Raw genomic sequence first — 18,230 nt, 5'->3', positions numbered from 1 at the left:
TTCCAAAAAGAGAGCAGAGTGGCAAGATGAGTCATGATATCGACGAGGATCAAGGCTGTTGGACTGTGGGGCGCAAGCCTGTTCAAGAAGTTTTGTTTTCCAAACCTGAACAGGTGGACGTTGTATATATTCAGGACGGCGTCAGATCGTATGCCTTGGAACGCATCGTGGACGTCTGCAAGAGCCAAAAGGTCCGCTATCGCAAGGTCACTGACGCGGAGATGCGACGTATTCACCCCGGGAACCATCAGGGCGTGCTGGCCCGGATTTTTCAACCGGGCTTCACGAATATGGCCGCGGTCCTGGAGCGGGCCGCGACGGCTCCCCTGCCCTTGGTCCTTGCCTTGGACCAGGTCCAGGACCCCGGAAACCTAGGGACCTTGGCCAGGTCCATGGTCGCCCTGGGTGGGGCGGGAATCATCCTGCCCAAGAACAGAACCGCGTTTCCCGGAGCCGTGGCCGCCAAAGCCAGCGCCGGAGCGTTGAACCGCCTGCCCATCGCCCAAGTTACCAACCTGGCCAGAAGCCTGGAATACTGCATGGACCAAGGCTGCACGGTGTACGGCACGGTGGTCGGCGGCGACGCGGAAAATCTGTTCTCATTCACCCCGACCTTCCCAGCCGTGCTGGTGCTGGGCAACGAGGACAAGGGCATTCGGCCAAACGTCCTCAAAAGGTGCGACCACAAGCTGTTCATCCCCATGCCGGGAGAGATGCAATCGCTGAACGTAGCTCAGGCCGGGGCCATGGCCCTGGTCATGTTCGCCCGCGCCAACATGCCGAGTTGATCGGGTGCTGGGTTGACCAGAGGTTGAACTGACCAGGCGGGGATCATCCTCGTGACTCGAAGTCGATGCGCGGATCGATCAGCGTGTACATCAAGTCGCCGATCAGGTTGAGCAGCAGCCCCAGCAAGGTGAAGATGTACAGGGTTCCAAACATCACCGGATAGTCCCGGTTGATGGCCGCCTCGAAGCCCAGCAGGCCGAGTCCGTCCAGGGAGAAGATCACCTCAATGAGCAAGGCGCTGGTGAACAGAATCCCGATAAAGGCGCTGGGAAAACCGGCGACCACGATGAGCATGGCGTTGCGGAACACGTGGCCGTAGAGCACCCGTCGCTCCGCGAGGCCCTTGGAGCGGGCCGTGGTCACGTACTGCTTGTTGATCTCTTCCAGGAAGGAGTTCTTGGTGAGCATGGTCAGACCGGCGAATCCGCCGATGACCATGGCCGCTACGGGCAGGGTCAGGTGCCAGAAATAATCCAGAACACGCATGGGCCAACTCAGCTCATGCCAATTCTCCGACGTCAGGCCGCGCAGAGGAAAGAGGTCCAGAAAACTGCCTCCGGCGAACAGGACGATCAGGAGCACGGCGAATAAAAAGCCGGGAATGGCGTAGCCCACGACGACGACGGCGCTGGTGGCCACGTCAAAGGTGGAGCCGTCCCGGACGGCCTTGCGAATCCCCAGGGGGATGGAGATGGCGTAGACCAACAGGGTCGTCCACAGCCCCAGGGAGATGGACACGGGCATTTTCTGGAGGATCAGCGAAACCACGGTTTGGTCGCGGTAAAAGCTCTGTCCGAAGTCGAACCGCAGGTAGTTGCCGATCATCTGAACGAACCGGGCCGCCGGAGGCTGGTCAAACCCGTACATCCGCTCCAGTTCCGCGATCAGCTCCGGATCGATGCCCTGAGCCCCGCGATATCGAGATTGATCCGCATCCGAGAGATGGGCGGCCTGCATCTCGCCCCGGTCCGTGCCGGCGAAGCGCCCCGTGGCCGCGACGTCATGGCCGCGCAGTTGCGCGATCACCCGTTCCACCGGACCCCCGGGCGCGGCCTGGATAATGATGAAGTTCAGGACCATGATTCCCAGCAGCGTGGGGATCATGAGCAGCAGTCGACGCAGGATGTAGGCGGTCACGGCGGGTCTTCCGGCAAGGGGCGGCTAGGATGGTTCCGGGATTATTGACAAGGCTCTTCCGGAGCGGACTACTTCTCCCACCAGGCGTCCAAGGCCAGCCCGTATCTGGGGTTGATTTCCGGTCGGGCGAATTTGTCCCAATACGCTACGCGGAATTCCCGCGAATGCCAGTGTGGGATCACGTAGTGGCCGTGGAGCAAAACCCTGTCCAGAGCCCGGGCGCGGGTGACCAGGCTGTCCCGATCCGGAGCGGCGATGACCAGGTCCACCAGTTCGTCCACCACCGGGTCACGGACCCCGGCGATGTTCCGGGAACCGGGCGTCGCGGCCGCCTCGGAGGTCCAGAAGTCGCGCTGCTCGTTGCCCGGCGACAGGGATTGCGGAAACAGGCCCACGGTCATGTCGAAATCAAAGTCGTTCATTCGGTTCTGGTACTGGGTGGCGTCCACGGTGCGCACCCGGGCCGTGATGCCCAGCCGTTCCAGGTTTCGGGCATAGGGCAGGCAAACCCGTTCAAAGATTGAATCGTTGAGCAGGATCTCAAACTCCAGGGCCTCTCCGCCGGAAGCATGGCGTAACTTGCGGTCTCGACCGGAAATGGTCCAGCCGGCCTGTTCTAAGAGGTCCAAAGCCCTGCGCAGATTTTCGCGGATGTTCCCGGACCCGTCCGTGACCGAAGGCTGAAACTCGGTGGAGAAAACACTCTCCGGCAGGATGTCCCGGTGAGGCTCCAACAGCGTCAGTTCCTCCGGGGGCGGCAGACCGGCGGAGGCCAGTTCGGAATTGGAAAAGTAGCTCGCGGTCCGGGTGTAGGCGCCATGGAAAAGGTTGGCGTTGGACCACTCGAAGTCGAATACTTCGGCCAGGGCCTGCCGGACCAGAGGATCGCGGAACATGGGGCGGCGGGTGTTGAACACGAAACCCTGCATGCCCGTGGGCAGTTCGTGGGGAATCTCCGCCATCACGATCCGGCCCTGACGCAGGGCCGGTCCGTCATACCCCGTGGCCCAGTTCCGGGCCACGTTTTCCTGCCGGAAGTCGTACTGCCCGGCCTTGAAGGCCTCCAGGGCCACATTCACGTCCCGGTAGTAGTCGTAGCGCATCACGTCGAAGTTGTACCGGCCGCGGTTCACGGGCAGGTCCGCGGCCCAGTAGTCCTCCACCCGCTGATAGGTGATGGACCGTCCGGGCTCCACCCGGGCGATGCGGTACGGGCCGCTGCCCAGGGGGATGTCCAAGGTCGTGCGGTCAAAATCCCGATCCTGCCAATAGGCTTTGGACAGAACGGGCATCTGGCCGATGATCAGCGGCAGCTCCCGGTTCACCGATTCCCCGAAGGAAAAGCGGACCTGTCTGGGACCGATTTCCTCCGCGGAAACCACGTTGGCGTAATAGGCCCGGTAGAACGGATGGCCCTTGGTCTGGAGCAGCTCCAAGGTGAAGATCACGTCCTGCACCGTAATGGGCGAACCGTCATGAAACCGAGCCTCTTCCCGCAAGGTAAAGGCCACCCAGGAGTGGTCCTCCGGGATCAGCATGCTCTCGGCGATCAGCCCGTATTCGGAAAACGGCTCGTCCTGGGACCGTTCCGTCAGGGTCTCGAAAATCATCCCCATGCCCAGAGGAGGCGTGCCGCGCAGAATAAAGGGATTCAGGCTGTCGAAGGTCCCTATGCCGGCGAGCCGCAACTCCCCGCCCTTGGGGGCGTCGGGGTTGACGTAGTCGAAGTGCGTAAAGTCCGGCGGGTACTTCAGGTCATAGTGCAGGGCCAGCCCATGCCGCCAAGGCTGTTCCGCCGATGATGGCGAGGGAGCGGAAAGGAGCAGGGAGAAAAACATGAACAGGGCAAATCGGAAATGGAGCTGGATTGCGGGCATGGATCCTCGCTTTGGCTGATCGATGGGCGAAGTTGAAATGGAGCGCTTTCGCTACGCGTCACGCTTTCCAGGAGAATACGGAACCAAGCATGGTGAAGCAAGAGGGGGCGGAAGAGAATCGAAGGGAGGCGGGACCGTTCGAGTCACGGCCCGGAATTCAAGCAATGACACCAATGGCGGTCTGGGCTATGACGGTCGCATGCAGTGCGTTGAACTGGCCGACGGGCGATCCTGTCCATACCGGATTCAAGAATCCGATCGCGCAAGAAAGATTCGAATCAGGCTGTCCGCCGCGGAAGGCATGGTGGTGATCGTGCCAGCCGGGGCGGCTCCGCCACGCGAAAACCTGGAGCGGCTGCTCCGGAACAAGTCCCGTTGGATCGCCCGTCATCTGCACCGGTTCGCGCAAGCGGGACGCGCCGCCCAAGCCGGGGAGGTCGTATTGCCGGAATGCATCGACCTTCCGGCCATTAACGAACATTGGGAGGTACGCTATGCCGACCCGGACGCGAATCAAGCGTCCACATCGACCCGGGTGCGCGTCATGACCCAAGGCGTGCTCCGGGTTTGCGGGCCGGAGTCCGGCCGTGCCGAAGATCGCGCCCAGGCGCTGCGGGCCTGGGTTCGCGTCAAGGCCGCCGCCGTGCTGCCGACTTGGCTGGCCGAACTGGCGCGTGATCTGCGGATGCCCTTTTCCCGGGTCACGATTCGCGATCAGCGAAGCCGCTGGGGAAGCTGCTCCTGCCACGGGCGCATCAACCTGAACTGCAAACTGCTCTTCCTCCCCCGTTCCTGGACTCGCTACGTCCTGATCCACGAACTCTGCCACACAAAAATCATGAACCACGGCCCTGACTTCTGGACCCTGCTGACCATGCACGAGCCGCAAGCCAAGTGTATCCGCGCGGAAATGCGCACGGCCTGGCGGCTTATGCCGACTTGGCTGACCAGTCGTTGACCTGGAGGCGAAAATCCTACTTTTTCGGGCGTATTCGCGTCATCCTCGTCGGTTTGGTCGCCCTGCCGGCGCATTTACCTATTGCGCTTAACCAGTGATCACCTCGGCGTTTTTCGCCGGATGAGGATTTCGGCCACGTCGGCCAAGGAAGAAAAGCGCGAACAGGCCCGCCAGCACGATCAGCCAATCCCCGGTGAGTCGGCCATGAGCGGCAATGGTGCAGCCGCCTCCACCGCCTCCGCCTCCGCCGTTTTCGTTCTCCGCTTCAAGAATTTTTTCATAATAGGTTTGAGCGAGGATTTCCATCCCAGCGCTGTTGGGGTGCAATCCGTCGGAAAGAAGATATTGACCTTCCCAGCCGAAAGCTGTGGCCGTATCGGCCACGAGATAGCCAGATTCAGTGGCTTTGGTTGTGATGACTTCGTTCAGGTTGAGAATGAAGTTTTTTCTGCCGATTCTCGGTCCGTCCACCGGGGTGACCGTGGCCAGAATAGGAATTGTTTTGTTTTCCGTTGCCGTATTGGCTATGGTCAATAAATTTTTCGTTATTTCCTCAGCTGATCGTTCCATGACGTCGTTGGCACCGTACATGATCAGCACGTAGCCGGGCTTGTAGCGCCGTAGCAGACCATTGATCCTGGCAACACCGTCACGACTGCGTGCTCCACCAACGCCGGCATTGATCACCGTCCTGCCGAGCATGGCCTGCAGATGCGCCGGATAGGTTTCACTACGCCCGACGAACGGGGTGCCTTCGGTGATGCTGTCCCCAAGGGCCAGAATGACGTTGGGGTCATTGTCGCCGAAGTCGTGCGCGGGAGGCGATGCCGGCTGTTGAAAATTTGATTTGTGTAACTGCAGCTCCGCGGAGGCCAGGGATGATTGTGGAGCCAGAGTGAGACACAGAGTGAAAAAAAACAGGGCGAAGATGAAAACTCGTTGCATGACGGTGATCTCCGTTGAACAGTAGGGGGCACGGAATAAAGATCATTCAGGGAACGTTGCCGACGCCGTGCCGGTGTTTTCCTGTTCAGCGGAGAACCTTGGCACGGAAGCTTCCGCAACAAAACCCTCGGTTTCGAGGTTGTTCACGAATAGCTGGCAGTTGTTAGTCACTGTGATCCAACCATGTCAACTATTTTCCCATGTGGACAGATAAAGAGCGTGCCAAACCCAGGTGAAGCCCGCATTTCCGGGTAAACTTTCAGTGGATGAGAACCGTGGACGTGTACGGGGGAATCGTTGCGGGAGATCCGCTACTCGAATTTATCGTAAAAGATGTTCGGTTCCTGGAGGCCGCGCTGTTTCATGGCGTCGACGCAGGCGTCGATGAGGTTGGAGGAGCCGCAAAGGTAGGCTTCGTAGGCCGTGGTGTCGGGAATGTACTTGGGCAGGACCGCGGGGATGCGGCCGCGTTCGCCCTTCCAGTCGGAATCGGGATCTTCCCTGGTCAGGCAGGGCACGTAGCGGAAGTTGGGCAGTTCCTTTTCCAGGGCGAAGAGTTCCTCGGTGAAGAACAGGTCGTCCTGATTGCGGCCGCTGAAAAAGTAGATCGCCTCGCGGTCGTCTCCGCGTTCGCGCATGTCTCGCAGGATGCTCCAGATCGGGGCCATGCCGCTGCCTCCGGCCAGAAACACCGCCGGGGCCTTGGTGTCGGAGAGCTTGAATTCGCCGAAGGGCCCGCTCAGGAAAACCTCCTGGCCCTCCTGGAGATGGTCGAAGACCCAGGTGGTGCAGATGCCTTCCGGCACTTTGCGGATGATTACCTCCACGTGGCGACTGTCCGAAGGGATGGACGAGATTGAGTAGGCGCGCATGACCGCGTCGCGGCCCGCGTACTCCTGAGATTCAAGCTGGATGTACTGGCCAGCGGCGAACTCGATGGATTCCGGATTGTTCAAGGCAATACGCAACTCCACTACGTCATAAGTCAGTTTGCGCTTGTGGACCAGCTTGCCCTGAAAGCGCCTGGCCAGGAACAGTTCGTCCGGGATGGCCAGCTTGATGTCCCGGCGGACCTTGACCTGGCAGGAAAGCCGGACGTTGGTCTTGATGTCCTCAGGTGTCAGGTAGGGCTCTTCCACCGGACTGACCATCCCTCCGCCGTCCAGGACCTGGACCTTGCAGTAGGCGCAACTTCCTCGTCCGCCGCAGGCAGAGGGGATGAAGATGTCGTTGTCGGCCAAGCTGGAGAGCAGCGAGGACCCGCCGGTGACCACCAGGGACTTCTTGCCGTTGTTGATGTCCAGGGTGCAGGGGCCGTAGTTCAGGATGCGGCGTTCGGCGAAGACGAGCAGGATGGCCAGCAGGAGGGTCGTAATGGCCAGGAAGCCGACGGCGAGACCGATGGAAGCGAGCATGGAACGTCGTGTGGGTGGGTGGTTGGTTGGGAGGAAGGGCCGAAAACTCGGCGTTTTATCGGCTTAGAGCGTTGCCGCTGTTAAATCCGGATCATGCCGGAAAAGCCGACAAAGGCCAGGGACATGATTCCGATGACGATCAGGGTGATTCCTGGTCCAGCCAGTCCGCGCGGCAAGGCTTGTTCGTTGATCTTCTCGCGGATGCCGCCGATGATGGTGATGGCCAGGGCCCAGCCCGTCCCCGCTCCGGCTCCGTAGGCCAAGGTCTGGAGCAGGTTGTAGGGCGTGCCCAGCATGAACAGCGAGACGCCGAGAATGGCGCAGTTGACCGTGATCAACGGCAGGAAAATACCAAGGGCGTTGTAGAGCCCCTCGGAGATGCGTTCCACGACCATTTCCACGAACTGGACGAAAGCGGCGATGACCACGATGAACACGATGAGCCGCAGATACTCCAGCTCCAGAGGCACGAGCAGATACCGGTAGACAAGATAATTCAGACCAGAGGTGCAGGTGGTCACGAAAATCACCGCAGCCCCCAGGCCCAGGCTGGTGTCCACCCTCTTGGACACGCCAAGCACCGAGCACATGCCCAGGAAGCGGGTCAGGAGAATATTGTCCGTGAAGGCCGCGGACACGAAGATGAGCACCACCGAGGCGAAGCCGGTCAGGTTGACGGCGTCTTCCATTCGTCTCTCCTCTTAAAGAAAACCGGTTCAGTAGAGCTTAGCCCGGCTGGATTGGGTCTGGCAAGCGCCGACGTTCGATGGGATTTCGGGTGCGGAACACGTACTATTTTTCATCATCATAAGTCCGCTCATCCACCAAAGGTGGAGCATTCTCATCCAGCCGCTCTCCGTCGCCGAGAATTTTTACTTCCGGCCGTAACTTCAATCCTTCCTGGAACACGGCCTGGATTTTTTCCGGTTCCACGGCCTCGCTGAGTTCCACCCGCAGTTCAAGGCGGTCCTTGCCCTTGGGGTTGGACACCACCACCTGCCACCGGGCCACGGGCGGGACACGGCACATGGCCTGGGCCACTTGGTGGGGGTAGATGAACTGTCCCTTGACCTTGGCCGTGTCGTCGGCCCGGCCAAGGATGCCGGCCAGTTTGGGGGCGGTGCGTCCGCAGGCGCAGGGTTCGGTGACCAGCCGGGAAAGGTCCCCGGTGGCAAAGCGAATCAGCGAATATACGGGGTTGAACGGGGTAACCACCACCTCGCCGATCTCCCCGGCGGGCAACGGTTCGCCGGTTTTCGGATCGCAGATTTCCACCAGGCGGCGCGAAGACAGGTGCATCCCGCCAAGGGCCGGGCACTCGTAGGCGATGCAGCCCAAATCCGCGGTGCCGTAACCCTGACGGACCAGCATGTCGAAACTGCTTTCCAGGTCCTGGCGCACGGACTCGGTCAGCCGTTCGGCGGCAACGAAGGCGGTTTTGAGCTGAAAGTCCCGCCGTGGATCCTTGCCCTGCCCCACGGCCTTGTCCCGGATGATTTTCAGAAAACTGGCCATGCCCACGAACCCGGTCACCGGCCAGGAGGTCATGATCTCCACCTGCTGCATGGTGTTGCCCGGTCCGGCCGGGATCACGGCGCAGCCCAGTTCGCGCAGCGGTTCCTCCAGCATCAGTCCGGCCGGAGTAAGGTGATAGCCGAAGGTCATCTGGACCAGGTCGGATTCGCGAAAACCCGCGGCGTAAAACGCCTCGGCCCAGCCCCAGAAATCCCGGCCAAGGCCTTCGGGGTCGGCAATGGGTCCGGGGGAAAAATAGAGTCGGCGAAGATCGCCCAGATCCGTGGTCAACAGCCCGCCCAGGCGAGGACCGGAGCGTTGCAGATCGATCAACTGCTTCTTGCGCAGCACCGGGATACGCGGCCAGTCTTGCGGGGACCGGATGTCGTCCGGGGTCAGCCCCGCGCTCTCCAACCTGGACTTGAAAGCGGGCGCCTCGGTCCAGGCTTGGCGGACCAGATTCCTGACCGCCCCCCACTTTCTGTCTCGGCGTTGTTCCTCGGGTTCCCGTTCCATTTCGTGAAACATGCCGTCCTTGCGCGATGCGTCGTCCATGGATAGCTCCTTCCTTCTGGTTCTGATGTCGGTTCGGCGGGAGGTCCAGCGAAAGGCTCAGGGGGCGCACCCACGTTCGGCTTCCCTACCGTCCCCGGCATGGTTAACCCGAACAAGGCGAATGTTCAACATCGTGGTCGTTGAAAACGTGCCCCAAACCGCTATCTGATCCGTTGTCCGAACCGTCATTTGGGCCGCAGAAAACCGCGAACGAGCACAAGGACGATCAGGCCGGTCATGGCCGAGGCCGCCGCGATGGCGGAGAAACCGAAGGCCACGTAGAGCAAGCCGGCCAAAGCGCTGCCCGCGGCGTATCCGATGTTTTCCAGGGACGCGGACAGGCTCAGGTAGCGGCCCAGTTCTCCGGCGGGAACCAGTTCGGTTTGCAGTGCCCGAAAGGCGCTGCCCCGGGCCGCGGCGCAGCCCATGATCAAGGCGAAGAGCAGGTACGCACCGTCAGGCCAATGGAGCAGTAACGGACTGGCGAGCATGAACAGTCCCACTCCCAAGGAGCCGAATATGATCAAGCCGTAGCGCCCGATCCGGTCCGAGAGCCGACCCATGACCACGCTGCTGATCACCACGGCCACGCCGCCGATGGAAAAAACCCAGGCCACCTGCTGGCTGGTCAGCAGCAGGGAGCGTTCCATCCATAATGGAAAAAACGGGACGAACAACCCCATGCCGCCGAAAAGACAGACTCCAACCCCGCACCCGGCCAGCAACCGGGGGGTGGCCAAATGTCGGCGCATGTCCATGAGCATCGTCGGCCAGGAGATGGACGGGGTGGGCGGCAAGGGCGGCATCCAGCGCCAGGCCAGCCAGCCCGCTGCGGCCATGAGCAGCCCCAGCAAGATGAAGGGCAGGCGATCGTCCATGACCCCGGAGAGAAAGGCTCCGGCCGGGACGCCGAAGATCTGTCCGGCGGCGAAGCCGCTGATGATCCAGCCCGTGGCCCACCCGCGATGGGACGGAGGGATGTAGTCCCCCACCGCGGCCAGAGTCCCGGTGGTCAAGGCGCCGCCGACGGTTCCGGCCAGAATCCGCATCAGAAGCATGGCCGAATAGGAGTGGGTCCACCAATGGGCGAAGAGCACCAGGGCCATCAGGCCGCTTGCCAGCATCAACAGGCGCTTGCGCCCGAGCCGGTCGGAAATGGGCCCCCAGAACAGGGTGCAGACGCCCATGGAGATGGCGTACCCGGAAATCAGCCAGCCAAGATGGACCTCCGGAACAGCCAGGCGGACGCTGATCTGGGGCAGCAGCGGAGCCACGATCATGAACTGGCTCCAGGTGGCGAAGAGCAGCACCCACAATACCGCGAGGATCTTGCGGGAGGAGGCCGGGTCGTAAGGCGCCGCCAGACCAGCCGGATCAGCCGGTCCGCTTGAAGGGCCTCCTGGCGGGCCTGGCGAGGAATTGTTCTCGGTAGCGCGCGCGGGGAACGGGACGGAAGGATCGCTGACGGGTGACATGAGGGTGCGAAAGCGGCGGTGCGCCGCTACGGAAGACTCCCGGCGGTCGGATCAGGAGTTGCCAGGTGCTTCGGGAGCTTCGGCGCAACACCGCAGCATTTTCAAGCCGTCCTCGAACAGCACTTCGATCATGTTCGGCTTGATGAACCGCTGGACGTACCCTGGGCCGAAAACCGTGTGGCTGATCACGTCGCCGTCTGCAAAGTCGGCGGTCATGGCGTAGGGTTTTACATCCGCCGGAGCCGTGGAGGCAACTTTGCCCTCCCAAAGGGCCAAGACCTCGGGGGAAGGCTTTTTAGGCCCCGCGGGTTTCTTTGCCGCTGAGGCTCTCGGCTTTTTATCGGCCGTTGCTTTGGGTTGGGCGGCGGCTTTGGGAGCAGGGGCCGCCTTGGGGGGCCGGTGAGCATGCTGCCCTCCGCAGACTTTGCATTGCACTTTGCCGATTTTCTCGTCGATCATGACCACCACATGGTGATCCGTGACGGTTTTGCATTTGCGACATGCCGATTCGACCGAACTGCCGGCCTGGATGCTTTCGGTGGTCATAACGATCCTTCTGAGGGTCACGTCGCTCCGAAGAGTCCGCGACCGCTGTTCCGGGTAAAAAAAGCCACAAGGAGCGTTTCCCCTTGTGGCGTGCCAAGTTTGCAATCTTATCTGTTTCCCGTGGAACAGGCAATGGTCAACGAAACGAAAGGACCCGCAGCCTTTTCACGGTGACCCAACGAACGTTTGCGGAGCCCTGGTGCTGAGGGATTTTTGGTTTTGTTCACGTACTCAGGCACGATTCCAGGGGGAACCATGGAGCACAATCAGCGCAGCATCTTGTTCGGCAGGTAAAAGACCAGTTCCGGGAAAACCGTGATGAGCACGACCATGAACACGGTGATCAGGAAGAAGGGAAAGGTGGCCTTGAAAATGGTACCCACGTCTTCGCGGGAGATGAACTGGATGACGAAGATGGAGAAGCCCACCGGAGGAGTGATCTGAGACAGTTCGACCATGATCACCACGAAGATGCCGAACCAGAGCGGATCGAATCCGGCCAGGACCACGATGGGCAGGACAATGGGCAGGGTCATCACCACGATGGATATCCCGTCCAGAATCATGCCCAGCAAGAGATACATCAGGCCGAGAACAAGCAGGAGCATGTAGGGGGAGAGTTCCAGGGCGGTGATGTACTGCGAGACAGAACGGGTGATGCCCACGAACCCGACCATCTGGGACATGAAGGCCGCCCCGGCAATAATAAAGCAGATCATGGCCGTGGTCTTGACCGTGGAGAGCAGGGACTCGGTCAGAGCCGTCCGGGTCAGACTTCCGGAGACCAGAGCCAGCCCCAGCGCACCCAGAACCCCAATGGCAGCGGCCTCGGTGGGGGTGGTCAATCCGGCGTAGATTCCGCCCAGAACCAGGATGATCAGCAGGACAACGGGCAGGAGGTCTTTCAGGGCGACCAAGCGCTGACGCATTGTATAGCGCTCGTCGGACGCGGGCACGGCTTCGGGCCGGAGTAGGCAGGCAATGGCGATGTACAGGGAGTACATCCCGGCCAGGACCAGCCCGGGCAGAATCCCGGCCATGAACAAACGGCCGATGGAGGTGTCCGAGAGCACCCCGTAGATGATCATAATCAGGCTGGGCGGGATCAGAAAGCCCAGGGTTCCGGCCCCGGCCAGGGAGCCAATGGCCAGTCGCTTGTCGTAGCCCCTGCGGCGCAGTTCCTTGAGGGTGATCTTGCCCACCGTGGCCGTGGTGGCCGCGCTGGAGCCGGACACGGCCGCGAACAGAGAGCAGGCCGCCACGTTGATGTGGTAGAGTCGTCCCGGCACGTTGCTCAACCAGGGGGTCAGAGCGTTCATCAGCCGGGTGGAAATAGCAGTGCGATAGAGCAGTTCTCCCATGAGGATAAACAGTGGCAGGGCCGCCAGTGCCCAGGAATTCAAGGAGTTCCAGATGGAATTGGCCAGGATCTGGGCGATGCGGTCCCAGATGGAGATGGTCGGCGGCAGGGTCACGTCGTAGAGCAGCAACCCGGCGAAGCCCGTGGCGAACAGGGCAAAGCCGATCCACATGCTGGACAGGAGCAGGGCGAACATGATCCCCAGCAGAACCAGGGCAAGGATCAACGGGTCGCTGATGATGACCGCACCCTCCGGATGATGAAGGCCAGAAGTTGGACAAGCAGCAGAGCAAGGCCGATGGGGATGACAAGTTGGGGAACCCAGAACGGGGTCTGGGCGACGGTGTCCGCGCGCATGTCCAGGCGGTGGGAGGCCATGACCATGCGCAGGGTGGCCCGCAGGGCAAAGATGGTCATGGCCGCGCAGCCCAAGGCAATGAGCACGTCCAGAACGCGACTGATGGGTTCGGCTAGGCGCATCCGGACCAGCTTGATCCGGATATGACCGTCCTCGCGCAATGTGAAGCCCAGGCCCAAAAGGACCAGGGCCACGAGAAAATAGCCCGAGTAGTCGCTGACCACCATCGTGGATTTGCTCAGCAAGGACCGGCTGAGGATCTCCACGGTCATCAACAGCACGATCAAAACCGCGAATCCCGCCGCGATCCACCCAGCGGCGCGACTCAGGAAATCAAAAAAGCGCAATATCCGATCAATCAGTCGTCCCATAGGTCACATAGGTCGCATAAATCCCATACGTCATAAAAAAAAGGGGCGGCGCCCGCCGCCGCCCCAAACAACGTTACTTCCCAATGGCCAATAAGGCTGCCTTGGATTCCTCTCCGGCTTGGGCCTTGAATTCTTCGAGAATTTCCATGGCGAAGTCGCGCAGGGCGTTCTCGATTTCCGGGGTCATTTCAGCGATGGTGATGCCGTTGGCCGCCAGAATCTGGAGGGAGTCCTCGTTGCCGGTTTCCGAAGCGGCCCATTGTTCGGCCTCGACTTCCGCCGCCGCGGCAAGCATGGCCTGCCGCTGGTCCGGGCTGAGCGCGTTCCAGTAGTCCAGATTGATGGTCACCATGTTCAGAGGATAGGCGAAGTTGATCTTGGTGAAGTGGTCCAAGACCTCCCAGAAGGCCCCGTCCTTGCCCGAGACCGCGGAGGTGAGCACCGAGTCGATCAGGCCGGTGGACAGGGCGGAATAAACCTCGCCCCAGGGCAGGGACATGGGATTGCCGCCGGCTTTTTCCAGAAACAGGGCTCCGTTGCGATCGTAGGTTCGGGTCTTCAGTCCGCTCATGTCCGCCAGAGCCATCAGAGGCTTCTTGGTGAACAGCCCCGAGGGCGGCCAGGGCGCGGCGTAGAGCAGCTTCTGGTTCCACTTGGCGCAGGCGCTTTCATAATGTGGCTTGGCCGCGTCGTAAAAGACCTTGGCTTCGGCGTAGGAGCCCACAATCATCGGGTATGTGGACAGCCCGAAAATCTCTTCGCTGCCGGAAACCACGCCCATCAGGATGTCGGACATGGGCAGAGTGCCGTCCATGATCGCCTTGAGCAGTTCCGGCCCCTTGAAACCCAGGCTGCCGCCGGGGTGCACGGTGATGTCCACTGAGCCGCCCGTGGACTCCCGGACCTTCTCGGCAAAGTTCACCGCCCCCTGGGAGTGGAAGTTGGAAGCCGGGTAGATGGCGTTCAAATCCATGCGCATGGTCTGGGCATTGGCCCAGGATACGCAAGCCAACGCCGAAAAACAGACCAGGGCGACGAGCAGAGCAAGGCGTTTTCGCATTTTTGTAAATCCTCCTGTAGCGGTTGGGGAAAAGCTGGAAAGTTTGCGACAACTCTGTTACACGGTCATGAAAAATTCGGCAAGGTTGTTCATCGTCGCCTCTCAACCTTTCATCCCAATATCATCTCCACCCCATGACCCCACATCCACGCTCGCTCTCATCATCCCGCACCCGCGTCGGCTCCTGTATCATCGGCGTAGACACCGGTGGGACCTTCACGGATCTGATCTACCAGGACGGCGACGGCTGGCAGGTGTTTAAGCTGCTTTCCACGCCGGACAATCCGGCCCGGGCCGTGCTGGACGGATTACGGTCCATAGCCGGACACGGACCGGTGCAGGTGGTCCACGGCTCCACCGTGGCCACCAACGCCATTCTGGAACGCAAGGGCGTGTGCACGGCTCTGATCACCAACGCCGGATTCGAGGACGTGATGGCCATCGGCCGCCAGAACCGTTCCCGACTGTACGACTTGGCCTACGTCAAGGAGCAGCCATTGGTTCCTCAGGAACTTTGCTTTGGCGTGCCAGGACGGATGATCCAGAGCGGGGAAGAACGCACGCCCCTGGACGAGGGGCGGGCCGCGGAGGTGGTCCGGGAAATCCTCGCCTCGGGCGCGGAATCCGTGGCGGTCTGCTTTTTGTTCGGTTTCGCCAACCCGGCTCATGAGCGGCGCATGGCCGAACTGCTGGCCGAACTAGGCGGCGAGGCCGGGCCGCCGGTCTCTTTGTCTCACGAGATTCTGGCCGAGTTCCGGGAGTTCGAGCGGATGTCCACCACGGTGATCAACGCCTACGTCTCCCCGAAGATGCACCGGTATCTGTCGTTTCTGCAGGACCACCTCCAGGCCCCGGAGGCCGAGGGCGGCCATCCGGAAAGCACCCTGCGGATCATGCAGTCCAACGGCGGATCCATTTCCGCGGCCACGGCCATGCGTGAGTCCGTGCGGACCATCCTCTCAGGTCCGGCCGGCGGGGTTGTCGGAGCCCTGGCCATGGGCCGGCTGTCCGGCTTCGATCGGCTAATCACCTTTGACATGGGCGGCACGTCCACGGATGTGGCCCTGCTGAACGGCGATCTCTCCCTGACCACGGACGCGGCTATTTCCGGCTATCCGGTGCGCACCCCGATGCTGGACATCCACACCGTGGGCGCTGGAGGCGGGTCCATTGCCGGGCTGGACGCCGGGGGGGCCCTGACCGTGGGGCCTGAATCCGCCGGGGCCGACCCCGGCCCCATCTGCTACGGCCGCGGCGAGCGGATTACGGTCACGGACGCGAATCTGTTTCTGGGACGGCTGCTGCCGGATTATTTTTTGGGCGGGAACATGGCCCTGGACGTCCGGCGAATTCAGGAACCCTTCGAAGTCACGGCGCAAAAAATGAGGCTCGCCCCCCGTGAACTTGCCGAAGGCGTCCTTGCCGTGGCCAACGCCAACATGGAGCGGGCCATCCGGGTCATTTCCGTGGAGCGAGGCTTTGATCCCAGGGAATTCACGCTCTTCTCCTTCGGCGGGGCCGGTGGCCTGCATGCCGCGTATCTGGCCAAGCTGCTGAACATGCCCCGGGTGCTGATCCCCATGAATCCGGGCATCCTCTCCGCGGTGGGCATGGTCATGGCCGACGTGATCAAGGATTATTCCCAGACCGTGATGCGGGAAGCGCCGGGACCAGGGCCGGAAGCAGGGCCTGGAACCTCATCAAGGAAAACGCGAGAGCTTACGGACGAGTTGCTGGGGCTTTTCGCCCCTCTGGAATCACGGGCCGTCCAGGAGATGGCCGAGGAGGGCGTTTCCAACGAGGATGTCCTGCTGGAGCGCTTCCTGGACATGCGTTACCAAGGCCAATCCTTTGAGATCATCACCCCATTCGACATTCAGGCCGACCCAGCGGACGCCTTCCACGAACTGCATGAAAAGGCATACGGCTACCGCAATCCATCCAAACCCGTGGAAATCGTTACCCTGCGCCTTCGAGCCCGAGGCGTCCCCAAGAAACCGGTCTTTGCCTCCATTGCCCAAGGCACGGCCCAGCCACCAGCGGACGCCCTGTTGGACACCCGGCCGGTGGTCTTTGACGGACAAGTCCACGACACCAACATCTGGCAACGCGACGCCCTCCTGGCCGACAACCACCTTCCCGGCCCCGCCGTGATCGTGGAATACACCTCCACCCTGCTGGTCCCGCCCTTTGCCGAGGCCCGGGTGGATGAATTCGGGGCCTTGGTACTGGATATCAACAGCTGAATCCGTCGATTAGACGGTTAGGCCTCCCAATGATCAACAAATAATCGTGCCGGGCTTTTCAGCCCGGCACGATTATTTGTTCTCTGTCGCTAGGCCCCATCAGATCGGCGGAGCGATGGTCACCAAGGTCCGCATGTCCGTTGTCGCCTTGATGCCGTGGGGCACGCTGATGTCGCAGACCAGGACGTCACCGGGCTTGGCCGGAAGGGTTCCGTCCTGGGCCAGGAATTCTCCTTCGCCTTCAACGACCAGGATCGAGAGCTGTCCTTCGATGTCGTGGGAATGGATGGGCAGTTGCTGTCCGGCTCTGAAGTTGAAATTCAGAATTTTGAAGTAGGGCGAATCATGCACCAGAAACTTGCTCAACCCCAGGTCGTTGAAACCGTTGGCTTCGAACAGATTGATCTTCTTCATGATAGAACTCCTTGGTTGAGGGGTGATTTACTTTCGCTTCGGCTAATTCGAATCGCCCGTAACAATTCAGTACAGCCCGGTTAGAGCCTCATTCCGCGGCTGGATACCCGCCTTCGCGGGTATGACTGACTTGGGAACAGCACTAATAAACATGTCATTCCCGCGAAGGCGGGTATCCAGTCCGTATTCTTGGAGGAACTGAGTAGCCGTACTCGCTCTTACAAAGGCTGCATGCCCTTGAACTCTGCCCTGCCTTGGGGAGCTATTCGGCCTTGGCGGGTGATCACGATTTCCTGGTACGGAATATGTTTTCCGGAGACAAGCAGGGCCCGGCGGACGATTTCGGCCAGCCCGGCGCAGCAGGGCACTTCCATGGACAACACGGTGATGCTGTTGATCCCGGCCTGGTTGAAGATGTCGACGAAGCGTTCGACATAGCTCTGGGCGTCGTCGAATTTGGGACAGCCGAGCATGATCACCTTACCGGGCAGCAGTTCCTGGTGCAAAGCCGGGTAGGCGGCCGGAACGCAGTCCGCGGCCACCAACAGATTCGCGCCCTTCAAAAACGGGGCGTGCGGAGGGATCAACCGGATCTGGATCGGCCAGTGGGTCAGGGCCGAGACCGATTCTTCCGCGGACCGCGGACCCGAAGCGGCTGATGAGGCACCTGGGGCGGGCTTGGCCGGGGCAAAAGTGGCCATGGCTGAGCCGGGGCATCCGCAACCCAGGGTTGGAGCAGCTTTCGGCTTCTGGTCGGCTTGTGCTTGCTCCGAGGCCTTGAGTTCGTGCAGTCGCTCTTCCACGGCTTCCTCGTCAAACGAGTCGGCCTCGCGTTTGATGACCGTGATGGCATCCTTGGGGCAGGTTCCCAGGCAGGCACCCAGGCCGTCGCAATATTTCTCGGCCACCAGCTTGGCCTTGCCATCAATGATTTCAATGGCCCCTTCGGCGCAGCCAGGTACACAGATCCCGCAGCCGTCGCAAAGGTCCTCGTCGATACGAACGATATCTCTCATTTCTCTCAGTCGCTTGGTCATGAATCGTCTCTCCTTGTTGTCGCGGTTTTGCAGTCGCGCCGGACGAGTTTCCCTTGCGCGTGAGTCCTGTATGCCGCATTGCGGAATCAGCCGCCTTGACCTGTGTCAAGTTTGCATCACGAAACTCCATATCAAAAATGACCCACATCCCGAGTTCCGTCATATCTCATTG

At 61.0% G+C, this 18,230-nt stretch carries 16 protein-coding genes; 3 read left to right on the top strand and 13 right to left on the bottom strand.

What is annotated here, in order from left to right; genetic code table 11:
- Window positions 1-26: 26 nt before the first annotated feature.
- Complete coding sequence (locus GY33_RS0109000; RefSeq protein ID WP_031387017.1) at window positions 27-788, top strand: TrmH family RNA methyltransferase; 762 nt, start codon at window positions 27-29, stop codon at window positions 786-788.
- 43 nt (window positions 789-831) lie between these two features.
- Here the strand turns inward: GY33_RS0109000 and GY33_RS0108995 are convergent, their stop codons facing one another.
- Window positions 832-1,926, bottom strand: a complete 1,095-nt coding sequence (locus GY33_RS0108995) for a microcin C ABC transporter permease YejB (RefSeq protein WP_031387016.1) — start codon at window positions 1,924-1,926, stop codon at window positions 832-834.
- 68 nt (window positions 1,927-1,994) lie between these two features.
- The gene (locus tag GY33_RS0108990) at window positions 1,995-3,803 is read right to left on the bottom strand and encodes an extracellular solute-binding protein (RefSeq protein WP_051822458.1); all 1,809 of its coding nucleotides are present in this window, start codon (window positions 3,801-3,803) and stop codon (window positions 1,995-1,997) included.
- 199 nt (window positions 3,804-4,002) lie between these two features.
- Here GY33_RS0108990 and GY33_RS0108985 point away from each other — a divergent pair, with 199 nt between their 5' ends.
- Complete coding sequence (locus GY33_RS0108985; protein ID WP_161788458.1) at window positions 4,003-4,761, top strand: M48 family metallopeptidase; 759 nt, start codon at window positions 4,003-4,005, stop codon at window positions 4,759-4,761.
- An 87-nt stretch (window positions 4,762-4,848) separates the two neighbouring features.
- Here the strand turns inward: GY33_RS0108985 and GY33_RS19770 are convergent, their stop codons facing one another.
- From GY33_RS19770 to GY33_RS0108940, 9 genes are all read right to left on the bottom strand, one after another.
- Window positions 4,849-5,706 (bottom strand): SGNH/GDSL hydrolase family protein, encoded by an 858-nt coding sequence (locus tag GY33_RS19770; RefSeq protein ID WP_051822456.1) that lies wholly within the window; start codon window positions 5,704-5,706, stop codon window positions 4,849-4,851.
- A gap of 311 nt (window positions 5,707-6,017) precedes the next feature.
- Window positions 6,018-7,121 (bottom strand): NADH:ubiquinone reductase (Na(+)-transporting) subunit F, encoded by a 1,104-nt coding sequence (locus tag GY33_RS0108975; protein ID WP_031387012.1) that lies wholly within the window; start codon window positions 7,119-7,121, stop codon window positions 6,018-6,020.
- A gap of 80 nt (window positions 7,122-7,201) precedes the next feature.
- Window positions 7,202-7,810 carry an electron transport complex protein RnfA gene (locus GY33_RS0108970; RefSeq protein ID WP_051822455.1) on the bottom strand — a complete coding sequence of 203 codons (609 nt, stop codon included), beginning with the start codon at window positions 7,808-7,810 and terminating at the stop codon, window positions 7,202-7,204.
- A 103-nt stretch (window positions 7,811-7,913) separates the two neighbouring features.
- Window positions 7,914-9,191 (bottom strand): phenylacetate--CoA ligase family protein, encoded by a 1,278-nt coding sequence (locus GY33_RS0108965; protein WP_031387010.1) that lies wholly within the window; start codon window positions 9,189-9,191, stop codon window positions 7,914-7,916.
- Between the two features lie 185 nt (window positions 9,192-9,376).
- Window positions 9,377-10,666 (bottom strand): MFS transporter, encoded by a 1,290-nt coding sequence (locus tag GY33_RS0108960; RefSeq protein WP_084184998.1) that lies wholly within the window; start codon window positions 10,664-10,666, stop codon window positions 9,377-9,379.
- Window positions 10,667-10,717: 51 nt separating this feature from the next.
- Entirely contained in the window at window positions 10,718-11,212 is a 495-nt protein-coding gene (locus tag GY33_RS0108955) for a hypothetical protein (RefSeq protein ID WP_051822454.1), read from the bottom strand.
- A gap of 266 nt (window positions 11,213-11,478) precedes the next feature.
- Complete coding sequence (locus GY33_RS0108950; protein WP_031387007.1) at window positions 11,479-12,813, bottom strand: TRAP transporter large permease; 1,335 nt, start codon at window positions 12,811-12,813, stop codon at window positions 11,479-11,481.
- Entirely contained in the window at window positions 12,795-13,301 is a 507-nt protein-coding gene (locus GY33_RS20470; protein WP_084185068.1) for a TRAP transporter small permease subunit, read from the bottom strand. The genes GY33_RS0108950 and GY33_RS20470 overlap by 19 nt, the downstream gene beginning before the upstream one ends.
- A gap of 73 nt (window positions 13,302-13,374) precedes the next feature.
- Window positions 13,375-14,361, bottom strand: coding sequence for a TRAP transporter substrate-binding protein (locus GY33_RS0108940; RefSeq protein ID WP_031387006.1), 987 nt, complete (start codon window positions 14,359-14,361; stop codon window positions 13,375-13,377).
- A 134-nt stretch (window positions 14,362-14,495) separates the two neighbouring features.
- Here GY33_RS0108940 and GY33_RS0108935 point away from each other — a divergent pair, with 134 nt between their 5' ends.
- Window positions 14,496-16,607, top strand: a complete 2,112-nt coding sequence (locus GY33_RS0108935) for a hydantoinase/oxoprolinase family protein (protein WP_051822453.1) — start codon at window positions 14,496-14,498, stop codon at window positions 16,605-16,607.
- Window positions 16,608-16,706: 99 nt separating this feature from the next.
- Here GY33_RS0108935 and GY33_RS0108930 read toward each other — a convergent pair whose 3' ends face one another.
- A complete protein-coding gene (locus GY33_RS0108930; RefSeq protein WP_031387004.1) occupies window positions 16,707-17,021 on the bottom strand; it encodes a cupin domain-containing protein in 315 nt (104 codons plus the stop codon).
- Window positions 17,022-17,239: 218 nt separating this feature from the next.
- Window positions 17,240-18,058 (bottom strand): 4Fe-4S dicluster domain-containing protein, encoded by an 819-nt coding sequence (locus GY33_RS0108925; protein ID WP_152555151.1) that lies wholly within the window; start codon window positions 18,056-18,058, stop codon window positions 17,240-17,242.
- Window positions 18,059-18,230 lie beyond the last annotated feature (172 nt).

It is taken from the genome of Desulfonatronum thiodismutans, assembly GCF_000717475.1.
Lineage (GTDB): Bacteria > Desulfobacterota > Desulfovibrionia > Desulfovibrionales > Desulfonatronaceae > Desulfonatronum > Desulfonatronum thiodismutans.
This window is presented reverse-complemented; position numbering and strand designations above follow the sequence as displayed.

Excerpts from the sequence above, each read along its gene's own strand:
- GY33_RS0109000 (WP_031387017.1), top strand. The coding sequence starts at position 27 with ATGAGTCATGATATCGACGAGGATCAAGGCTGTTGGACTGTGGGGCGC.
- GY33_RS0108990 (WP_051822458.1), bottom strand. The coding sequence starts at position 3,803 with ATGCCCGCAATCCAGCTCCATTTCCGATTTGCCCTGTTCATGTTTTTC.
- GY33_RS0108985 (WP_161788458.1), top strand. The coding sequence starts at position 4,003 with ATGCAGTGCGTTGAACTGGCCGACGGGCGATCCTGTCCATACCGGATT.
- GY33_RS19770 (WP_051822456.1), bottom strand. The coding sequence starts at position 5,706 with ATGCAACGAGTTTTCATCTTCGCCCTGTTTTTTTTCACTCTGTGTCTC.
- GY33_RS0108975 (WP_031387012.1), bottom strand. The coding sequence starts at position 7,121 with ATGCTCGCTTCCATCGGTCTCGCCGTCGGCTTCCTGGCCATTACGACC.
- GY33_RS0108970 (WP_051822455.1), bottom strand. The coding sequence starts at position 7,810 with ATGGAAGACGCCGTCAACCTGACCGGCTTCGCCTCGGTGGTGCTCATC.
- GY33_RS0108965 (WP_031387010.1), bottom strand. The coding sequence starts at position 9,191 with ATGGACGACGCATCGCGCAAGGACGGCATGTTTCACGAAATGGAACGG.
- GY33_RS0108960 (WP_084184998.1), bottom strand. The coding sequence starts at position 10,666 with ATGTCACCCGTCAGCGATCCTTCCGTCCCGTTCCCCGCGCGCGCTACC.
- GY33_RS0108955 (WP_051822454.1), bottom strand. The coding sequence starts at position 11,212 with ATGACCACCGAAAGCATCCAGGCCGGCAGTTCGGTCGAATCGGCATGT.
- GY33_RS20470 (WP_084185068.1), bottom strand. The coding sequence starts at position 13,301 with ATGGGACGACTGATTGATCGGATATTGCGCTTTTTTGATTTCCTGAGT.
- GY33_RS0108940 (WP_031387006.1), bottom strand. The coding sequence starts at position 14,361 with ATGCGAAAACGCCTTGCTCTGCTCGTCGCCCTGGTCTGTTTTTCGGCG.
- GY33_RS0108935 (WP_051822453.1), top strand. The coding sequence starts at position 14,496 with ATGACCCCACATCCACGCTCGCTCTCATCATCCCGCACCCGCGTCGGC.
- GY33_RS0108930 (WP_031387004.1), bottom strand. The coding sequence starts at position 17,021 with ATGAAGAAGATCAATCTGTTCGAAGCCAACGGTTTCAACGACCTGGGG.
- GY33_RS0108925 (WP_152555151.1), bottom strand. The coding sequence starts at position 18,058 with ATGACCAAGCGACTGAGAGAAATGAGAGATATCGTTCGTATCGACGAG.